Consider the following 18,294-nt stretch of genomic DNA (forward strand, 5'->3'; position numbering starts at 1 on the left):
GTGCTGTGCCGCGGCACGGCGCGACCCCGGTGCGCATTTCGCCCCATACCCCTGACAGGAGCCACACCATGAGCACGCGAGTCGTCGTCACCGGCCTCGGCGCCACCACGCCCCTCGGCGGGGACGCCGCGAGCACCTGGCAGGCCGCCCTGGCCGGGGTCTCGGGTGCCCGCACCATGCAGAACGACTGGGCCGAGAAGTACGACATCCCGGTCAACTTCGCGGCGACGATCAAGGTCGACCCCGCCGAGGTCCTGGCCCGGCCGGAGCTGAAGAAGATGGACCCCTCCGCGCAGTACGCGGTGATCGCCAGCCGTGAGGCCTGGGCGGACGCTGGTGCGCCGGAGATGGAGCTGGAGCGGCTGGGTGTGGTGGTGTCCTCGGGCATCGGCGGCATCTGGACCACGCTCGACGGTTGGGACACCCTGCGGGAGAAGGGTGCCCGTCGCGTCCTGCCGATGACCGTGCCCATGCTGATGCCGAACTCCCCCTCCGCCTATGTGGAGCTGGAGCTGGGTGCCCGCGCCGGTGCGCACGCGATGGTCTCCGCCTGTGCCTCCGGTGCCGAGGCGATCGGCTACGCGGTCGACATGATCCGGGCTGGTCGGGCCGACGTCGTGGTCGCCGGTGGCACCGAGGCCGTCATCCACCCGATGCCGATCGCCGCCTTCGCCGCGAGCCGCACCCTGTCCACCCGCAACGACGACCCGCAGGGCGCGAGCCGCCCCTATGACGTTGACCGGAATGGGTTCGTGATCGGTGAGGGTGCCGCGATCCTGGTGTTGGAGTCCGAGGAGCACGCCAAGGCTCGTGGCGCGCACATCTACGCGGAGATCTCCGGTGTCGGTCTGTCCTCCGACGGGTACCACATCACCTCCCCCGAGCCGAACGGTCGTGGGCAGATCGCCGCGATGCGGATGGCCCTCAAGGACGCCGATGTCACCCCCGAGGACGTCCGGCACGTCAACGCCCACGCCACCTCCACCAAGGTCGGCGACCTGATCGAGGCCCGCTCGGTGAGCGCCACCCTCGGGTCGGCGGCGGACGGTGCGGTGGTGTCGGCCACCAAGTCGATGACCGGTCACCTGCTCGGTGGCGCCGGCGCGTTGGAGACGCTGTTCTCCGTGATGGCCATCGCCGACCGCAAGGCCCCGCCGACGATCAACGTGGTCACCCCCGACCCGGAGCTGACCCTGGACCTGGTCCGGGATGTGCCCCGCGACCTGCCCTCCGGCGACCTCGCGGTGATCAACAACAGCTTCGGCTTCGGTGGGCACAACGTGGCCCTGGTGGTCACGAACCACTGACGGCACACACTCACGACGGCCCGGATGCCCCCTCGGGGTGTCCGGGCCGTCGCTACGGTGGGGAGATGAACACCGACGATCTGCTGGCCCGCCTAGACCGTGCGCGCCGGGAAGATCCAGAGCGCGCCGTCTTCGGTGCTGGTCATCGCGGCCACGGGTACCGGCTCAACGCACCGATGCCGCCCGAGCGTATGGCAGAGATTGAACGAGATCTGGACGTCCTGCTCCCGGAGGACTACCGCGCGTTCCTGCTGCAGGCGGCGGACGGCGGTGCCGGTCCGGGCTACGGCCTGAACCCGTTCACCGTCTCCAACGAGTTGCCCGTGCCTGAGCCCGGCGAGTTCCCCGGCGTGAGCGGTCGGCCGATCCTGGTGGACCCTCCGGCCGATCCCGAGGACGACGACGCCGTCGAAGCCTCGATCAGCGCGCACCTGGACGCGGTCTATCGCGGGGTCACGGTGCTGAATGACGAAGGCTGCGGGATGCACAGCCTGCTCGTGCTGCGCGGTGCCTGTGCGGGGCAGGTGTGGTGGTACCCGTGGCAGGACGGCACCGGCATCTTCCCGTTGCGGCATCCGGGTACCGGTACGCCGATGACGTTCACAGACTGGTACGGGCTGTGGCTGGACAGCATCCTCGACCCCGGCCGCACAGCCATCGGTTCCTTCGCGCCGTACGCGCCGACCGAGCCGTGGACGGCGTGATCAGTAGCCGCTGAATGCGTCCGTCCGGACCCGCCGGACCCCAGCAGCCCGCAGGAGCGCCCGGGTGTGATCGACCATGGCGGGCGGCCCGGAGACGTAGGCGATCCGGAGGTCGAGGTCCGGCACGGATTCGATCAGGGCCTCCACGGTGAGCCGGTCGATCCCCAGGTGCAGGTACCCGGGCGGGAGCGTCGCCTGGGGCGTCGGCGAGGCGACCAACACGCGGACCCCGCCAGCGCGGAACACGTCGGCATAGGCCAGATCCCCGTGGTCGGCCACCGCATGCAGGAGCACCGCGTCGCGCGTGGTCTCCCCCTCGCCCGAGTCCTTGGCTGTGGCTGGCGTGCCCGTGATGCCCGCGGCGATCTGGCTGGCGAAGGGTGTGACGCCGATCCCCCCGGCGATCAGCAGGACGGGACGCCGGTCATCGGGCAGCAGAAAGTCTCCGGCGACCCCGGTCGCGCGCAGTGGGGCACCGACGGGCAGGTCCGCTAGTGCACGTTTGAAGCTGCTCGGCCGCTCCGGGATGGTCAGCGCCACGGTGAGCTCGCCTTCCCCCGGGGCCGAGGAGATGCTGAACACCCGTCGGGTGCCGCGGGCGTCCGGGTGGTCGTGCGGCACAGTCAGTTCCAGGTACTGCCCCGGACGGAACCGCAGCGGACGGTCCGCGCGCAGCCGCAGTTCCCGGGTACGCGGCCCGATGCGTCTGCTCTCGATCAGGGTCAGCCGGATCGCGCCGCGCTGCCCCCAGGCGAAGGCGAACAGATTCCCGACGACCAACGCCAGCTCCGGGCTGCTCGCCACCGGTCCGATGGTGAACGGGATGGCCAGCAACACCCCGACCAGCGCCGCCTCCACCAGCCGTTGCCAGCGTCGCGGCGGCAGGGTCAGCGGCTCGGTGAGCATCACCGCACCGAGAAAGAGCACCGGGTACGAGGTGACCACGGTCCACAGTGCGGGCCCGAGGGCCTGCCCCTCCGCGCTGAGCCGGATCGCGATGGCCAGCAACGCGACCACGGTGAAGCCGCCCACCAGTGCCACGGTCCGGGTGCGGGCCACGATGAGCACCGCCAGCACCAGCACCGGGATGAGCAGCGCCCGGTCCGCCACCCACCACGTGGCGACATCCAACCCGGACAGGCCGATCACCAGCGCACCCGCGGCGGCCGGGTTCAGCAGGTGCCGACCGCGCCAGGCGATGACGTACTTGCTCAGGTTCGCGAGCACCGCCGCCAACGCCAGCGCACCCAGATAGCGCGGCTCGCTGGTCGGCCAGAACAGGAAGAACAGGATGAGTCCGGTGATCAGGGTGGACTCGGCATGCGGCTCCACCCGGAAAGCCCGGGCGATCAAGAACCCGGACACTGCCGAGGACGCCACCGCCACCGCCAGGCTCAGCAGCATGTCGAGCGGCGCAAAGGCCAGGGTGCCCGTCGCGCCCAACAGCACCGCGATCACCGCGATGGACCCGAGACCGAGCGTCAGCAGGCGGTACATCGAGATCCGGCCCAGCCGCTCGTCCAGCCAGGCCGTGGCACCCGCGATCATGTGAACATCTCCCCGTCGATGCCGAGCGACCAGCGCAGTCGCCGGTCGGCGTCCAACACCACGTACTGCACCCCGAACCGCGCGGCCACCAGGTCCGGGTGGGCGAAGAACAGCGCGGTGGCAGCGATGTCGGCGGCGAGCGCATCCGGCCCGATCGCCCAGGTAGACAGCACCCGGTCGGTGGGTCGACCGGTGCGCGCATCCAGCACGTGGTGCAGACCCGGGCCCCAGGCTCGACGGTTCGGTGCCGAACCGGCGATGGCCTCATTCGCGATCCGCACGATGCCCAGCGCCCGCGTCGGGTCGCTCGGGTCCTCCAGGGCCACCCGCACCGGTTCACCCTGCACCCGGATGTCACCGCCGGCGTCGACGATGTACTCGCGCACGCCGCGCTCACTCAGCACCCCGGAGACCAGGTCAACCAGGTAGCCCTTGCCTGCCGCACCGACATCGATCAACGCCGGACTGTCCAGCGCGATCCGGCCACCGGACCGGCGGACCTGCCACCACGGGGGTGCCGGACGCGAGGCCAGATTGCCGTCCTCATCCCGGACAGGCCGTAACCGGTAGCCCGCGTCGTAGCCCAGATCCTCCAGTGCACGACCGACCAGCGGCGAGATTGCACCGCCGGTGCACAACGCGGCGGCGTCATAGGCGGCCAGCATCGGCTCGGCGTCCTCGGGCAGGTCGTACTCCCCCGGACCCGCGGCGGCGACCCGGCACACCCAGGAGTCCCCGCGGAACCGCGACCAGGTGGCGTCGAAGCGCGCGATCAGATCGTGCACGGCTCCCAGGTCGTCCAGGTCCAGCTCGCGGTCGGTATCCAGCACCCAGTGCGTGCCGATCGCCTGAAAGCGGACGCTAGGCCGTGGCATCGGCTCGGATCTGGTCGAGCGCCGCATTGAATCCGTCGCCGGTCAGTGAGGAGCCGGAGACCTTGTCCACGCTGAGCCCGGCGAGCTCCTGCCCCACGACCTGGTCCGCGACCGCCGAGGCGAAGTCCTGCTGGAACCGCGCGGCGGTGCCGTCGGTGGCCTCCGGAGTGACGGTGACCTCGGTGACCACGCCGTCGGCGACAGTGAGGTCGACCTCGATGTTCTCCTGCCCGCTGGGCGCGGAGTAGCTGCCCGCCGCGCTGTAGCTGCCATCTGCGTAGTCCGTGGCAGCACTGTCAGTGCTGTCGGAGTTCTGACTACTGTCGCTGGCACCGATATCGGCTGCGTCGCCATTCGCGCCGTCCACCGCATCGGCATTACTGCCGCAGGCGGCTACCGTCACCGCCACGGACAGCCCGGAGAGCGCGATCAGACTGCGACGTCGAAGGGTGCGGTTCATGGTCGGGTCCTCCCTGGCGGGGCCGCGGACGGCCTGACAGTTGAATCCGAACGGATCCAACGGTCATGACGCTAGGGGCGATTCCTGCGGATTGCCTGGGAGTGACCGTTGCGTCCCGGTTGGGACGGGTGGATTTCAGCCGATCAGCCGACGCGGTGCAGCCAGCGGACCGGAGCACCGGCACCCGCATAGCGGAACGGCTCCAACTCGTCATCCCACGCCTGACCGAGCGCCAGATCCAGCTCCTCACGCAGGGTGCGGGCATCAGCGGACTCAAGCGCAGCGCGAATCCGGTTCTCCGGCACCACGACATTGCCGTGCACATCGGTCTGGGCGTGGAAGATGCCGAGCTCGGGGGTGTGACTCCAGCGAGCCCCGTCCGCACCGTGACTGGCGTCCTCGGTCACCTCGTAGCGCAGGTGGGTCCATCCCCGCAGCGCCGAGGCCAGGCGCGCGCCGGTGCCCTGCGGACCCTGCCAGGACAGCTCGGCACGGAACATGCCGGGTGCGGCAGGCTGATCGGTCCACTCCAGGGACACGCGCACACCCAGGACATTGCCCGCTGCCCACTCCAGGTGCGGGCACAGAGCACGGGGTGCCGAGTGCACGAAAAGAACACCGCGGGCGATCGCACCAGCCATGTCATCCCTCCCAGACGGTTCGAGGTTCGTCTTCCCCAACGACCTCTCACCCGCTGCGGGTGATGCACGGTCACGCGGCGTGCATATCCGATCATGCCGCACACGGGGTGGCACGCACCACCCCGCGGCGTTTCATGAGAGTTCTAGAACTGTTCGCGGATGGCGCGCATCGCCTTCTTGCGCACCGAGCGCTCCAAGCGGTCGATGTAGAGATACCCGTCCAGGTGGTCCACCTCGTGCTGGAGGCACCGCGCCATCAGCTCGACGCCCTCCACCGTCACCTTCTTGCCGTCCAGATCGGTGCCCTCGACCCGCGCGTACCAGGCGCGCTTGGTCGGGAACCACAGTTCCGGGACGGACAGGCACCCCTCGTCACCGTCCTGGTACTCGTCCTCGCTGAGCTCGACGATCACCGGGTTCAGCACGTAGCCGAGCTCGTCGTCGATGTTCCAGGAGAACGCGCGCAGGCTCACGCCGATCTGGTTGGCGGCAAGTCCGGCGCGCCCGTCGGTGTCCACGGTCTCGAGCAGGTCCTCGACCAGCCCGCGCACCCGGTCGTCGATGGTCGTGATCGGCTCGCAGGGGGTGCGCAGCACCGGATCACCGACCACACGGATGTCTCTCATCGCCATGCCGCCGATTCTTTCACGTCCGGACGGTGCGGGCGGATGGGCGCGCGGAGATGCCGGGTCGGCACGTCACCGTCGGACGCGGGGTGGCACAGATCACCCGCGGTCCGGCGCGACAGACATGACACTCGCGACGTAGCGTTTGTACTGACCGGTCAGTTTGATTACGGAGGCGGTGTGGTGACGCACGAGCACAGCGACCAGGCAGCGACCTCGACACGGCAGGACGACGACACTGCCGCGATGCCGTTCGAGGCGGAGCACGTGCCCAGCGAGCAGGCATCGGAACACACCGAGGACACCGACACGGTGGACGAGGCCCCAGACACCGAGCCCACACCGCCGCGCTCCGCCGTCGTCGCCCGGCACCTGCGTCTGCACGGTTCGCGTGGGACGGTCTACGGCCCGGTCGACCTGGACCTTTCCGCCGACGCTCTGACCCTGGTGCAGGGCCCGCAGGGGGCGGGGCGGTCGAGCCTGCTGTTGACCCTCGCCGGGCGGATGACCCCGGACCGGGGCAGCGACCTCACCGTGCTGGGCGAGCCGCTCCCCCGTCGGCGCACTGCCGTACAGAAGCGGGTCGCCGTGGCGGGCTTCGCCGGGATCGATGAGCTGGACGACTCGGTGACGGTGGGTGACCTGGTGCGCGAACGGCTGCGCTGGTTGTCCCCCTGGTACCGCCGCACCGCACGGGTCACGCAGCGGGAGTTCGGATCGCTGGCCGCCGCCGTGTTCGGCGAACGCCCGCTGCCCCGGGTGAGCACCGTGGTCTGGGACCTGGACGAGGTCGACCGAATGCTGCTGCGGATCACGCTCGCGATGGTGCAGCGCCCCGAGCTGCTGGTCGTTGACGACGTGGACCAGGTGCATGACACCGAACGACGCCGCACGGTCTGGTCCCGGCTGGAGGCCCTCGCTGCCGACGGTCTGACCGTCATCGCCGCGGTCGCCTCGCTGGACGAGGCCGCCCGGGTGCCCTGGAGCACCCCGCCCCAGCTGGTCACGCTCGCCACCGGCCCGCACGCCATCCCCGCCTGAATCCCCGGAGCTGAGATGTTCTCCTTTCTGACCGGCACCGAGCTGCGTCGATTCCGGCGCGGACGACTGCCGAAGCTGGCCATCGTCGCCATGATCTGCATCCCGCTGCTGTACGGGGCGCTGTACCTGTGGGCGTACTGGGACCCGACCGGGAACCTGGACCGCCTGCCGGTCGCCCTGGTCAACGCGGACACCGGAGCCACCGACCAGGACGGCGCGGCGCTGACCGCGGGCGATGACGTGGTGGACGAGCTGATCGCGTCGGATGCGCTGGACTGGCGGCAGACCGACGCCGCTGACGCCGCCGCGGGGGTGAAGGACGGCAGCTACTACTTCGCGGTGACCATCCCCGCCGAGTTCAGCACCGACATCGCCTCGGCGGGCGGCGCCGATCCAACCCCGGCGCAGCTTCAGGTGACGTACAACGACGCCAACTCCTACCTGGCCTCAACCCTCGGGCGCAGCGCGATGACCCAGATCCGTGCGGCGGTCTCCGCGACCATCGGCGAGCAGGCGGTCGATCAGGTGCTGGTCGGACTGGGCTCGGCCCGGGACGGGTTCGCGCAAGCCTCCGACGGGGCACTCACGCTGAACGCGGCCAGCGGACAGCTCTCCGGTGCGGCGCAGCAGCTCTCCGATGGGGCCAGCACCGCCGCCGACGGGGCCGCCGACCTGTCCAGCGGCGCGAGCACCCTCGCTGACGGCACCGCACAGTTGTCCACCGGCACCCACCAGCTGTCGCAGGGTGCCGCGCAGCTGTCCACCGGCATCGGCACGGCGGCAACCGGGGCCGGCACTCTGGCCGAGAAGTCCGCGGAACTGGCCTCCGGGGCGAGCACCCTGTCCACTGCCTCCGGCGATCTGGCCGCCGGGGCGAGTCGGGTCAGCGACGGGGTCGACCAACTGGCCACCACCTTGACCCCGGTCGCCGCCGCCCTGCCCGGGCTGAGCACCGAGCTGACCAACCTGGGCAGTCAGCTGCTCACGATGGCCGCGCAGGCCGAGGCCGGAGGGGACACCGCCACCGCCACCGCGTTGCGGGCCGCGGTCACCGACCTCCACACGCAGGCGGCACCCCTCACCGAGGCCACCCTGGACCCGACCGCACTGACCACGCTGGTGGACGGTGCCCATCAAGTCCGCGACGGTGCCGCCACGTTGTCCAGCGGCGCAGGCACCCTGTCCACCGGTGCCACCGAACTGTCCGCTGGTGCCCGGCAGATCGCCGACGGCACCGCACAGGCCGCCACCGCCGCCGCCACACTCGCGCACGGGGTGAGCACCCTGGACGGCAAGGTCGGCACACTGGACTCCGGCGCACAGACCCTGGCGAACGGGGCCGGCACCCTGGCCGAGGGCACCGGCACCCTGGCGGACGGCACCGCCCAACTCGCCGACGGTTCGACCCAGCTGACCGACGGCTCCCAGCAGCTCGCCGACTCCCTCGCGGAGGGTGCCGCCCAGCTGCCCGATGACGACGACTCCACCCGCGGCCAGCGCGCCGAGACGATCGCCACCCCGGTGCAGACCGAGGACACCGACATCGCCAGCTCCGCCACGATGGGCGAGGGCTTCGCGCCGTTCTTCATCCCGCTGGCACTGTTCGTCGGCGGATTGATCACCTGGTTGCTGCTGCGCCCCCTGCCCACCCGTGCGCTGGCCGCACCAGTGCCGGGCTGGCGGATCGCCCTGTCCGGCTATGCCCCGGCGGTGCTGATCGGGGTGGCCCAGGTTGCAGTGCTGCTGGCGGTGGTCCATCTGGGTCTCGGGCTGAGCTGGTCAACGACGGTCGGCACCTTCGCCTTCACTGTGCTGATCGCCGCGGCGTTCCTGGCGGTGCAGCAGATGCTCACCGCCGTGCTCGGCTCCGCGGCGGGCAAGGTCGCCATCATCGCGCTGCTGATGATCCAGCTGACCTCGGCATCGGGCACCTACCCGGTGGAGACCACGCCGCAGATCTTCCAGACCCTGCACCCCTACCTGCCGATGACCTATGCGATCACCGGACTGCGCGAACTGTTCACCGGCGGGACCGAGGGACGACTGTGGCTGTCGGTGGCCGCGCTGCTCGCCTTCACCATCGGGTCGCTGGCGGTCACCTCCTGGCGGGCCGGACGGATGCGGACCTGGACCCTGGACCGTCTGCACCCGGCGCTGAGCATCTGAGACGCTGTGCGCCATGAGTGACACCTTCACCACCCGGGAGCTGATCCAGCGGGCGGCCATCTCGCTGATCGCCGACCGGGGGTTCACCGCGACCTCCGTCGACGACATCGCGACGGCGGCCGGGGTGGCCAAGGGCTCGGTGTTCTACAACTTCGGTTCCAAGACCGCGCTGTTCGAGAGTCTGATCGATGACGGCGTGGAGCGGTTGACCACCTCGCTGCGCACCGCCCGTGAGGGGCTGACCGGTCGCCGCGCAGTGGGCGCGCTGGTGCACGAGCTGTTGGAGCAGATCCACACTCACCCGGACTTCGCGAAGCTGATGACCGCCGAGGTCTTCCGCACCGGACGGGAGTGGGAGGAGTCGATCCGGCAGGTCCGCGACCGCTCCTTCGCAGTGTTCGCTGAGGTGGTGGCGGAGAGCTGGCCGCAGCGCGATCCCTCGCTGACCGCCGCGACCCTGTTCGGCGCGACGCTGGTGGCCGGGCTGGAGTGGCTCGCGTTCCAACCGGAACGCTCCATCGTCGAGGTGCGACGCGCGGTGCTGTCCACCATCCTCGACCCGCTCTGAGCCCCCGGACGCCCGGTCCCCGCCGACCGATCAACCCCGCGCCGCGGTGCCGAGTTCGGTGCTCCGGCGCCGAGGTCGGATGCGACGGCACCGACCTCGCGACACCGACACCGAACTCGGCGGCGGGCACGGCTCTGACATGCGACCGGCCCCGCTGCCCGGACGGGGCGGCGGGGCCGGTCGCGTGGGCGTCAGATCCGTGCGGCGGCGACCTGGTGCGGGACGGTGCTGAGCAGCTCCATCACCTCGGACTCCAGAAAGCGGCGGTGCCCGCCAAGGGTGCGGACGGCGGAGAGCTTGCCGGCCTGGGCCCAACGGGTGACGGTCTTGGGATCGACCCGGAACATCACTGCGACCTCACCGGGGGTGAGGAGTGCGGAGGCCTGCGGGCGGGTCTCAATGGGGAAGGTCATGACTGCTCCTCGTCGGTTCGGTAGCCCGGCTGACCTGCATGGGTCCCGTGGCTTTGCGTCCCCGCCTCGCAGCGGGTTTGCCGTTGTCGCTCAACGATGAGAACGCTAACCCGAAAACGGACAGATCGGCAAGTACCGCCCGAGTAGGGACAGAACCGCAGGTCGCGGACCCGGCAAGCGATTGCCTGACGGGTCAACGGCTCATGTGTCCTGAGTCACATCCCGCCGGTCGGGTCGAAGCGGTAGCCCATTCCCGGTTCGGTGAGCAGGTAGCGCGGGGCGGCCGGGTCGGGCTCCAACTTCTTGCGCAGCTGTGACAGGTAGAGCCGCAGGTAGCCGGTGTCGGTGACGTGCTCCGACCCCCAGATATCCGCCAGCAGGGTCTGCCGCGTCACCAGCCGACCGGCATGGCGAACCAGGATCTCCAGCACCCGCCATTCGGTGGGGGTCAGCCGGACCGGAACGCCGTCCCGGGTGACCGTGGTGGCGGTGAGGTCGATGGTGCTCGCACCGATCCGGATCAGGGGTTCGGCGTCACTGGTCGGTGTGGTGCCCTCGACCCGACGGCTCAGCGCACGTATCCGGGCCAGCAGCTCGTCGATGTTGAACGGTTTGGTGACGTAGTCGTCCGCGCCGGCATCCAGTGCCTCGACCTTGTCCGCGGAGCCGGTGCGACCGGAGACCACCAGGATCGGCGCGGCGGTCCAACCCCGCAGACCGGTGATCACCTCCACCCCGTCCAGATTCGGCATCCCGAGGTCGATCAGGTACAGGTCCGGGTGATGCTCGATGGCCCGGTTGACCGCCTGCACCCCGTCGGTGGCGACGATCACCTCATAGCCGCGGGCGCGCAGGGTGATCCGCAAGGCGCGCAGGATCTGCGGGTCGTCGTCGGCGATCAGGATCTTCACGGTGCCTCCTCCGCCACGGGCAGTGCGACCACCATCGTCAGGCCACCACCGGGGGTGTCCTCCGGGGTGAGCGTGCCACCCATCCCCTCGGTGAAGCCCCGGGACAGGGCCAGGCCCAGCCCGAGGCCGGTCAGATTGTCGGTGTCGCCCAAGCGCTGGAAGGGCACGAAGAGCTCATTGCGCCGGTCGGCGTCCACACCGGGGCCGTGGTCGACCACCCGGATCTCCACCCGGTCACCGAAGCTGCTAGTGGTCACCCGTGGCCGGGCGTCCGGGCTGAACTGCACGGCGTTGGCCAGGATGTTCACCAGCACGCGTCGCAGCAGCGCCGGGTCGGCCGCCACCAGGGGCAGCGCCGGGTCCAGGTCCAGCTCCACGTCATCCGGGCCGAGGCCCAGCTCGTCCAGCGCCGGCAGGATCACCTCGTCCACATCGGTGGGCAGCCGGGTCACGCCCAGCACCCCTGCCTGCAACCGGGTGACATCCAGCAGATCGGTGACCAGCGCGGTCAGCGTGCCCAGCGACTCGTCCGCGGTGGCCAACAGCTCCGCGCGGTCCTCGGCGGACCAGGTGACATCGGACTGCCGGAGCGAGCCGATGGCGGTAGTGGCGGCGGTCAATGGTCGACGCAGGTCGTGGCTCACCGCGGACAGCAGCGCCGAGCGCACCTGATCGGTCTCCACCAGTGGGCCGACCTCCTCGGCGGTGGCGCGCAGCCGCTGCTGTTCCAGGGCGGCGGCCAGCTGGGCGACTACTGCGGCGAGCAACCGGGTGCCGGAGGCGTCCAGATCAGGCCCGACCCGTTCGAGCACCGTGCGCTCGTCCACGGGTGTGCAGGCGGGCTCGGGGTCCGGGGGCCAGTCGCCGTCGGCGGCCAGCACCGGACCGTCGACGGCGCGCAGCCGGACCGCGGTCAATCCGAAGGACTCCCGCGCCCGGGCCAGTAGCGCCGCCACCGCATCCTGCCCGCGCAGCACTCCCCCGGCCACCGTGCTGAGCAGCTCGGACTCCGCAGCAGAGCGTTCGGCGGCCTTGGTGCGCCGGGCGGCCTGATCGACCACATAGGACACCAGCACCGCGTTGAGGATGTAGAGCAAGAGAGCGACCACATGCTTCGGCTCACCGATGGTGATGGTGTGCAGCGGGTCGATGAAGAAGAAGTCCAGCGTCAGCCCGGACAGCACCGCCGCGAACAGCGCCGGCCACAGCCCACCGACCAGCGCCACCACCACGACCAGCAGCTGATAGGCCAGCACATCGCCGACCAGGGTGTCCTCGGTGCGGGTGGCGCGCAGTCCTGCGGTCACCAGCGGACCGGCGACCAGTGCCAGCAGCAACCCGATCACCCGTCGCCGCATGGTCAGAGCCCCACCCAGCGGTGGCAGCACCGACCGACGTGCACCGGCCTGCTCATGGTTGACGATGTGCACATCGATAGCCCCGGCGGCGCGGATCACCGTGGCACCGATCCCCGGCCCGGACAGCAGCGCGGACAACCGGCTGCGCCGACTGATCCCGATCACCAGCTGCGAGGCATTCGCCGCCCGGGCAAAGTCCACCAGGGTCTCCGGCACGTTCTCCCCCACCACCTGGTGGAAGCTGCCGCCCAGCTGCTCGGTCAACGCTGCCTGGGCCGCGAGCGCCCCCGGGCTCCCGTCGCGCAATCCGCTCTGCGAGGTCACATGCACCGCCACCAGCTCACCACCGGCGCTGCGCGCGGCGATCCGGGCACCGCGGCGCAGCAGGGTCTCCCCTTCCGGGCCACCGGTAAGCGCCACCACCACCCGCTCGCGCGCCTCCCAGGGGGCGTCGATGGCATGTTCGGTGCGGTAGCTGCGCAGTGCGGAGTCGACCTCGTCGGCGAGCCAGAGCAGTGCCAGCTCACGCAGCGCGGTCAGATTGCCGAGCCGGAAGTAGTGGGACAGGGCCGCGTCCACCCGCTCGGCCGGGTACACCTGCCCCTCGGCCAGTCGGTCCCGCAACGATTGCGGTGCCAGGTCCACCAGCTCGATCTGGTCGGCGGCCCTCAGCCGGTCGTCCGGCACGGTCTCGCGCTGCGGCACTCCGGTGATGGTGCGCACCACGTCGTTCAACGACTCGATGTGCTGGATGTTCACCGTGGTCAACACGGTGATGCCCGCATCGAGCAGCGCCTCGACGTCCTGCCACCGCTTGGCGTGCGCCGAGCCCGGCGCGTTGGTGTGCGCGAACTCGTCCACCAGCGCCACCTGCGGCGCCCGGGCCAGGACGGCGTCCAGATCCATCTCGTCCAACACCACGCCGCGGTGCTCCACCCGACGACGCTCGATCACCTCCAACCCGTCGACCAGGGCGGCGGTGGCGGCGCGGCCGTGGGTCTCCACCACGGCCACGACCACATCCCCCCCGTCGGCGAGCAGGTCGCGGCCGGCCTCGAGCATGGCGTAGGTCTTGCCCACGCCGGGCGCAGCGCCCAACAGGACTCGGAGCCGGCCGCGCTTCACCGGGCGTCGAGCGCGAGGTTGAGTGTCAGGACGTTCACGGTCGGCTCCCCCAGATAGCCCAGTTGCCTGCCGGTGATCGTAGCCTCGACCAGCGACGCGACCTCCGATTCCGGCAGCCCCCGCGCCTGCGCGACCCGGGCGATCTGCGAGCGGGCGTTCTCCGGGCTGATGTGCGGGTCGAGCCCGGAACCGGAGGCGGTCACCGCGTCGTCGGTGCTGGCTCCGGCGGCCCGACGCTCGGCGATGGCCTCGGCCAGCTCCGGGTTGGTCGGTCCGAGGTTGCTGCCCCCGGAGGCGGTCGGGTCGTAGCCGTCACCCGCCGCGGAGGGTCGCGGCTGGAAGTAGCGCGGGTCGTCGTCGAAGGACTGTCCGATCAGTGCCGAGCCGACTGTGCGGCCGTCCTGGTCGGTCACCAGGGACCCGTTCGCCCGGCCGGGCATCGCCAGCTGTGCCACCCCGGTGACCAACAGGGGGTAGCCGACGCCCAGGGCCACGGTGGCGACCAGCAACACGCGCAGCGCGACCCGCAGCTGGGGCCAGAAGGTACGCAGATTCATCATTCGCTCCAGCTCAGAAGCCGGGCAGCAGGCTGACGACCAGGTCGATCAGCTTGATGCCGAGAAAGGGGGCCACCACACCGCCGAGTCCGTAGACCAGCAGGTTGCGGCCGAGAATCGCCGAGGCGGGCAGTGCCCGGTACTTCACTCCGCGCAGCGCCAACGGGATCAGCGCGACGATCACCAGCGCGTTGAAGACGATGGCCGACATGATCGCCGAGGCCGGGCTGGACAGCCGCATGATGTTCAGCACGTCCAAGGCAGGGAAAACCCCGGCGAACAGCGCGGGGATGATCGCGAAGTACTTGGCCACGTCGTTGGCGATGGAGAACGTGGTCAGTGCGCCGCGGGTGATCAACAGCTGCTTGCCGATCCGGACGATGTCGATCAGCTTGGTCGGGTCCGAGTCCAGGTCGACCATGTTCCCGGCCTCCTTGGCGGCCGAGGTGCCGGTATTCATCGCCACGCCGACATCCGCCTGGGCCAGCGCCGGGGCGTCGTTGGTGCCGTCCCCGGTCATCGCGACCAGGTTGCCGCCGGCCTGCTCACGCTTGATCAGCTCCAGCTTGTCCTCCGGCGTGGCCTCGGCCAGAAAGTCGTCCACCCCGGCCTCGGCGGCGATCGCCCGTGCGGTCAGCGGGTTGTCCCCGGTGATCATCACGGTGCGGATACCCATCGAGCGCAGCTCGGCGAACCGCTCCGGCAGGCCGGTCTTCACCACGTCCTTCAGATGCACCACACCCAGCGGCCGGTCGTTCACCGCCACCACCAGCGGAGTGCCACCCTGCTGGGCGATCTCCTCGACGATGCCGTCCAACTCCGGGGCCGTCACCATCACCGACCCGGCGCCCTTGCGGATCACCGTGCCATCCGGCAGGTCGACCCCGCTCATCCGGGTCTCGGCGGTGAAGGGCACCAGGGTGCCGGTCGCGACGGGGGTGATGCCCTGCTGCGCCGCCAGGGTCACGATGCTCGCGCCCTCCGGGGTCGGATCGCCCAGCGAGGACAGCGCCGCCGCCTCCGCCAGTTCCGGCTCCGACACCCCGGTCAGCGGTCGGAAGGCCACCGCCTGCCGGTTGCCGTAGGTGATCGTCCCGGTCTTGTCGAGCAGCAGCGTGGTCACGTCCCCGGCGGCCTCCACCGCACGACCGGACATCGCCAGCACATTGCGCTGCACCAGCCGGTCCATCCCGGCGATGCCGATGGCGGACAGCAGCGCCCCGATGGTGGTCGGGATCAGGCAGACCAGCAGCGCCACCAGCACCGGCACACTCACTGCCGCACCGGAGAACCCGGCAATCGGTCCGAGGGTCAGCGCCACCACCACGAACACCACCGACAGGCTGGCCAGCAGGATGTTCAGCGCGATCTCATTCGGCGTCTTCTGCCGGGATGCACCCTCGACCAGCGCGATCATCCGATCCACGAAGGTCTGACCCGGCGTCGAGGTGATCCGCACGACGATCCGGTCCGAGAGCACCCGCGTGCCGCCGGTCACTGCACTGCGGTCGCCGCCGGACTCGCGCACCACCGGCGCGGACTCCCCCGTGATCGCCGACTCGTCCACCGACGCGATGCCCTGCACGATGTCGCCGTCGCCCGGGATCAATTCCCCGGCGCTGACCACCACCAGGTCACCGATCACCAGGTCCGCCGACGACCGCTCGGTCCACTCGGTGGCGTCAACGTCTGCGACGACATGCGCCACCGTGCTGGTCCGGGTCTGACGCAGGCTGTCCGCCTGGGCCTTGCCCCGACCCTCGGCCACCGCCTCCGCCAGATTCGCGAACAGCACGGTCAACCACAGCCACACCGCGATGGCCGCGGTGAAGGTCACCGGGATGCGGGTGCCACCGGAGTCCTGCGGGCCGCCCAGGAACGGTTCGGCCACCGCCAACACCGTGGTCAGCACCGCACCGACCTCGACCACGAACATCACCGGGTTGTGCCACATCACGCGCGGGTCGAGCTTGCGGAACGCATCCCGCAGCTGCTCCCGCCCGACAGCCGTGCGCGTACCGGCACCACGGACCGGGGTCTCCGGTTCAGGGGGTGCGATCAGGGTGGTCATCACAGTCCTTCCGCGAGCGGACCCAGTGCCAGCACCGGGAAGTAGGTCAGGGCGGTCACGATCACCGTGACGCCCGCGAGCAGGCCGACGAACTGCGGCCGATGGGTGGGCAGCGTCCCCGCGGTCTCCGGAACGGTGTCCTGCGCAGCCAACGACCCGGCCAGCGCCAGCACGAACACGATCGGCAGCAACCGGCCCAGCAGCATCGCCACCGCCAGGGCGGTGTTCATCCAGGGCGTGTTCGCGGTCAACCCGGCGAAGGCCGACCCGTTGTTGTTGGCCGCCGAGGTGAAGGCGTAAAGGATCTCGCTGAAGCCGTGCATCCCCGGGTTGGCGGTCAGCTCGCGGATGCCCGGGATGCTCACCGTGATCGCCGTGCCGACCAGCACCAGCGTCGGCGTGACCAGGATGTACAGCGCGGCCAGCTTGATCTCCCTCGGGCCGATCTTCTTACCCAGGTACTCCGGGGTCCGACCGACCATCAATCCGCCGATGAACACCGCGATCACCGCGAGGATCAACATCCCGTACAGCCCCGAGCCGACCCCGCCCGGTGCCACCTCGCCCAGCATCATGTTGAGCATCGGCAGCATCCCGCCCAGGGCGCTGAAACTGTCGTGCATGCCGTTCACCGCGCCGGTGGAGGTCAGCGTGCTGGTCGCACCGAACAGCGTCGTCCCGGCGATGCCGAAGCGCTGCTCCTTGCCCTCCATCGATCCGCCACTGAGCTCCAGCGCGGTCAGCACGGTTAGCGACACCAGGAACAGTGCCGCCATCGCCCCGAGGATCGCGTAGCCCTGCTTCACACTGCCGACCATCCGGCCGAAGGTGCGCGGCAGGCTGAACGGGATCGCCAGCATGAGGATCACTTCCACCAGCGAGGTCCACGCCGAGGGATTCTCGAACGGGTGCGCGGAGTTCGCGTTGAAGAACCCGCCGCCGTTGGTGCCGAGCAGCTTGATCGCCTCCTGCGAGGCCACCGGACCGCCCGGGATCGACTGGGTGTCCCCCACCACCGTCGTCACTTCGGTGAAGCCGTGCCAGTTCTGGATCACCCCACCGGCCACCAGCACCAGCGCCGCCAGCACGCTCAATGGCAGCAGCACCCGCGTCACGCTCCGGGTCAGATCCACCCAGAAGTTCCCGATGGTGCCCGCGCGCCGCCGGGCGAACCCCCGCACCAGCGCCACCGCGACGGCCATGCCGACCGCCGCCGACACAAAGTTCTGCACCGCCAGCCCGGTCGCCTGCACCGTGTGCCCCAGCGTCGACTCCGGCGCATAGGACTGCCAGTTGGTGTTGGTCATGAACGAGATCGCCGTGTTGAAGCTCAGATGCGGCGACGGCGCCCCCAACCCCAGACTCGCCGGCAACCAGCTCTGCACCCGCTGCAGCAGATACAGCAGCAGCACCCCCAGCAGGGAGAACGCCAGCAGCCCGCGCAGATAGGTGCGCCAGGACTGCTCAGCCGTCGGGTCCACCCCGAACAGCCGGTACAGCCCGCGCTCCACCCGCCAGTCCTTGCCGGAGGTGTACACATGCGCCAGGTAGTCGCCCAGCGGTCGATGCATCGCCGCCAGCACGATCACCACCGTCGCCACCTGCGCGACCGCGGCCCACATCAGAATCGCTCCGGCTTCACCAGCGCCCACACCAGGTAGGCCACCGCGGCCACCCCCAGTGCGGCCGCGACCAGGTCGAGGACGATCACAGCTTCTCGACCCCCACCGCGACAACGCTCACCAGAGCGAAGAGGACGAGGACGCCCAGCACGAAGACCAGGTCGAGCACGAGGACTCCCGATGAATCGACGACCGGGGGCGGCTGCCACCCGGGTGCCGACATCGCGGCACAGGTCGATCAGACTCCCGACGCTGGGCGCGGGGCGAGCGTCCTCACGGATTCCATACGGGCACGCGGCCC

General features: G+C 70.3%; 18 protein-coding genes and 1 riboswitch. Of the genes, 5 read left to right on the forward strand and 13 right to left on the reverse strand.

From position 1 onward, the window contains the following. The first annotated feature begins 68 nt into the window (after window positions 1-68). Together fabF and AB0N78_RS03090 are read left to right on the forward strand one after the other, a co-directional pair. Entirely contained in the window at window positions 69-1,307 is a 1,239-nt protein-coding gene (gene fabF / locus AB0N78_RS03085) for a beta-ketoacyl-ACP synthase II (RefSeq protein WP_363385685.1), read from the forward strand. A gap of 65 nt (window positions 1,308-1,372) precedes the next feature. Next, window positions 1,373-2,011 (forward strand): SMI1/KNR4 family protein, encoded by a 639-nt coding sequence (locus AB0N78_RS03090; RefSeq protein ID WP_363385688.1) that lies wholly within the window; start codon window positions 1,373-1,375, stop codon window positions 2,009-2,011. Here the strand turns inward: AB0N78_RS03090 and AB0N78_RS03095 are convergent, their stop codons facing one another. The 5 genes from AB0N78_RS03095 to def form a co-directional block, all read right to left on the reverse strand. Continuing rightward, window positions 2,012-3,559: an oxidoreductase gene (locus AB0N78_RS03095; protein ID WP_363385690.1), complete on the reverse strand. Its 1,548-nt coding sequence runs from the start codon at window positions 3,557-3,559 to the stop codon at window positions 2,012-2,014. Next, a complete protein-coding gene (locus tag AB0N78_RS03100; protein WP_363385693.1) occupies window positions 3,556-4,434 on the reverse strand; it encodes an FAD:protein FMN transferase in 879 nt (292 codons plus the stop codon). The genes AB0N78_RS03095 and AB0N78_RS03100 overlap by 4 nt, the downstream gene beginning before the upstream one ends. After that, window positions 4,421-4,894, reverse strand: a complete 474-nt coding sequence (locus tag AB0N78_RS03105) for an FMN-binding protein (protein ID WP_363385696.1) — start codon at window positions 4,892-4,894, stop codon at window positions 4,421-4,423. The genes AB0N78_RS03100 and AB0N78_RS03105 overlap by 14 nt, the downstream gene beginning before the upstream one ends. Window positions 4,895-5,037: 143 nt before the next feature. Beyond that, entirely contained in the window at window positions 5,038-5,535 is a 498-nt protein-coding gene (locus tag AB0N78_RS03110; RefSeq protein ID WP_363385699.1) for a DUF3145 domain-containing protein, read from the reverse strand. Window positions 5,536-5,678: 143 nt separating this feature from the next. Next, window positions 5,679-6,167: a peptide deformylase gene (gene def, locus AB0N78_RS03115; protein WP_363385702.1), complete on the reverse strand. Its 489-nt coding sequence runs from the start codon at window positions 6,165-6,167 to the stop codon at window positions 5,679-5,681. A gap of 177 nt (window positions 6,168-6,344) precedes the next feature. Here def and AB0N78_RS03120 point away from each other — a divergent pair, with 177 nt between their 5' ends. From AB0N78_RS03120 to AB0N78_RS03130, 3 genes are read left to right on the forward strand one after another with little or no spacing between them, the layout of a single operon-like run. Then, window positions 6,345-7,202 carry an ATP-binding cassette domain-containing protein gene (locus AB0N78_RS03120; protein WP_363385705.1) on the forward strand — a complete coding sequence of 286 codons (858 nt, stop codon included), beginning with the start codon at window positions 6,345-6,347 and terminating at the stop codon, window positions 7,200-7,202. 15 nt (window positions 7,203-7,217) lie between these two features. Continuing rightward, window positions 7,218-9,368 carry a YhgE/Pip domain-containing protein gene (locus AB0N78_RS03125; protein ID WP_363385708.1) on the forward strand — a complete coding sequence of 717 codons (2,151 nt, stop codon included), beginning with the start codon at window positions 7,218-7,220 and terminating at the stop codon, window positions 9,366-9,368. Between the two features lie 13 nt (window positions 9,369-9,381). Further along, window positions 9,382-9,936, forward strand: a complete 555-nt coding sequence (locus AB0N78_RS03130) for a TetR/AcrR family transcriptional regulator (RefSeq protein ID WP_363385710.1) — start codon at window positions 9,382-9,384, stop codon at window positions 9,934-9,936. Window positions 9,937-10,127: 191 nt separating this feature from the next. Here AB0N78_RS03130 and AB0N78_RS03135 read toward each other — a convergent pair whose 3' ends face one another. The 8 genes from AB0N78_RS03135 to AB0N78_RS03170 form a co-directional block, all read right to left on the reverse strand. Then, window positions 10,128-10,349 (reverse strand): BldC family transcriptional regulator, encoded by a 222-nt coding sequence (locus AB0N78_RS03135; RefSeq protein ID WP_363385713.1) that lies wholly within the window; start codon window positions 10,347-10,349, stop codon window positions 10,128-10,130. A 16-nt stretch (window positions 10,350-10,365) separates the two neighbouring features. Further along, a riboswitch (cyclic di-GMP riboswitch) is annotated at window positions 10,366-10,441 on the reverse strand. Window positions 10,442-10,564: 123 nt separating this feature from the next. Continuing rightward, entirely contained in the window at window positions 10,565-11,260 is a 696-nt protein-coding gene (locus AB0N78_RS03140; RefSeq protein ID WP_363385715.1) for a response regulator transcription factor, read from the reverse strand. Continuing rightward, complete coding sequence (locus tag AB0N78_RS03145) at window positions 11,257-13,743, reverse strand: DUF4118 domain-containing protein (protein ID WP_363385718.1); 2,487 nt, start codon at window positions 13,741-13,743, stop codon at window positions 11,257-11,259. The genes AB0N78_RS03140 and AB0N78_RS03145 overlap by 4 nt, the downstream gene beginning before the upstream one ends. Continuing rightward, a complete protein-coding gene (gene kdpC, locus AB0N78_RS03150) occupies window positions 13,740-14,300 on the reverse strand; it encodes a potassium-transporting ATPase subunit KdpC (RefSeq protein WP_363385720.1) in 561 nt (186 codons plus the stop codon). The genes AB0N78_RS03145 and kdpC overlap by 4 nt, the downstream gene beginning before the upstream one ends. A 13-nt stretch (window positions 14,301-14,313) precedes the next feature. Beyond that, the gene (gene kdpB, locus AB0N78_RS03155; protein WP_363385723.1) at window positions 14,314-16,371 is read right to left on the reverse strand and encodes a potassium-transporting ATPase subunit KdpB; all 2,058 of its coding nucleotides are present in this window, start codon (window positions 16,369-16,371) and stop codon (window positions 14,314-14,316) included. Further along, on the reverse strand, window positions 16,371-17,999 hold the full coding sequence (gene kdpA, locus AB0N78_RS03160; RefSeq protein ID WP_363386229.1) for a potassium-transporting ATPase subunit KdpA: 1,629 nt from the start codon (window positions 17,997-17,999) through the stop codon (window positions 16,371-16,373). The genes kdpB and kdpA overlap by 1 nt, the downstream gene beginning before the upstream one ends. Continuing rightward, complete coding sequence (locus AB0N78_RS03165) at window positions 17,993-18,082, reverse strand: potassium-transporting ATPase subunit F (protein ID WP_363385726.1); 90 nt, start codon at window positions 18,080-18,082, stop codon at window positions 17,993-17,995. Before AB0N78_RS03165 ends, kdpA begins: the two co-directional genes overlap by 7 nt. Further along, window positions 18,079-18,216, reverse strand: a complete 138-nt coding sequence (locus AB0N78_RS03170) for a hypothetical protein (protein WP_363385729.1) — start codon at window positions 18,214-18,216, stop codon at window positions 18,079-18,081. Before AB0N78_RS03170 ends, AB0N78_RS03165 begins: the two co-directional genes overlap by 4 nt. Between the last annotated feature and the right edge of the window lie 78 nt (window positions 18,217-18,294).

Source organism: Cellulomonas sp. NPDC089187 (genome assembly GCF_040685135.1).
GTDB lineage: Bacteria > Actinomycetota > Actinomycetes > Actinomycetales > Cellulomonadaceae > Cellulomonas.

Excerpts from the sequence above, each read along its gene's own strand:
- AB0N78_RS03095 (WP_363385690.1), bottom strand. The coding sequence starts at position 3,559 with ATGATCGCGGGTGCCACGGCCTGGCTGGACGAGCGGCTGGGCCGGATC.
- AB0N78_RS03130 (WP_363385710.1), top strand. The coding sequence starts at position 9,382 with ATGAGTGACACCTTCACCACCCGGGAGCTGATCCAGCGGGCGGCCATC.
- AB0N78_RS03135 (WP_363385713.1), bottom strand. The coding sequence starts at position 10,349 with ATGACCTTCCCCATTGAGACCCGCCCGCAGGCCTCCGCACTCCTCACC.
- AB0N78_RS03100 (WP_363385693.1), bottom strand. The coding sequence starts at position 4,434 with ATGCCACGGCCTAGCGTCCGCTTTCAGGCGATCGGCACGCACTGGGTG.
- AB0N78_RS03125 (WP_363385708.1), top strand. The coding sequence starts at position 7,218 with ATGTTCTCCTTTCTGACCGGCACCGAGCTGCGTCGATTCCGGCGCGGA.
- AB0N78_RS03105 (WP_363385696.1), bottom strand. The coding sequence starts at position 4,894 with ATGAACCGCACCCTTCGACGTCGCAGTCTGATCGCGCTCTCCGGGCTG.
- fabF (WP_363385685.1), top strand. The coding sequence starts at position 69 with ATGAGCACGCGAGTCGTCGTCACCGGCCTCGGCGCCACCACGCCCCTC.
- AB0N78_RS03170 (WP_363385729.1), bottom strand. The coding sequence starts at position 18,216 with ATGTCGGCACCCGGGTGGCAGCCGCCCCCGGTCGTCGATTCATCGGGA.
- AB0N78_RS03110 (WP_363385699.1), bottom strand. The coding sequence starts at position 5,535 with ATGGCTGGTGCGATCGCCCGCGGTGTTCTTTTCGTGCACTCGGCACCC.
- def (WP_363385702.1), bottom strand. The coding sequence starts at position 6,167 with ATGGCGATGAGAGACATCCGTGTGGTCGGTGATCCGGTGCTGCGCACC.
- kdpB (WP_363385723.1), bottom strand. The coding sequence starts at position 16,371 with ATGACCACCCTGATCGCACCCCCTGAACCGGAGACCCCGGTCCGTGGT.
- AB0N78_RS03090 (WP_363385688.1), top strand. The coding sequence starts at position 1,373 with ATGAACACCGACGATCTGCTGGCCCGCCTAGACCGTGCGCGCCGGGAA.
- kdpC (WP_363385720.1), bottom strand. The coding sequence starts at position 14,300 with ATGAATCTGCGTACCTTCTGGCCCCAGCTGCGGGTCGCGCTGCGCGTG.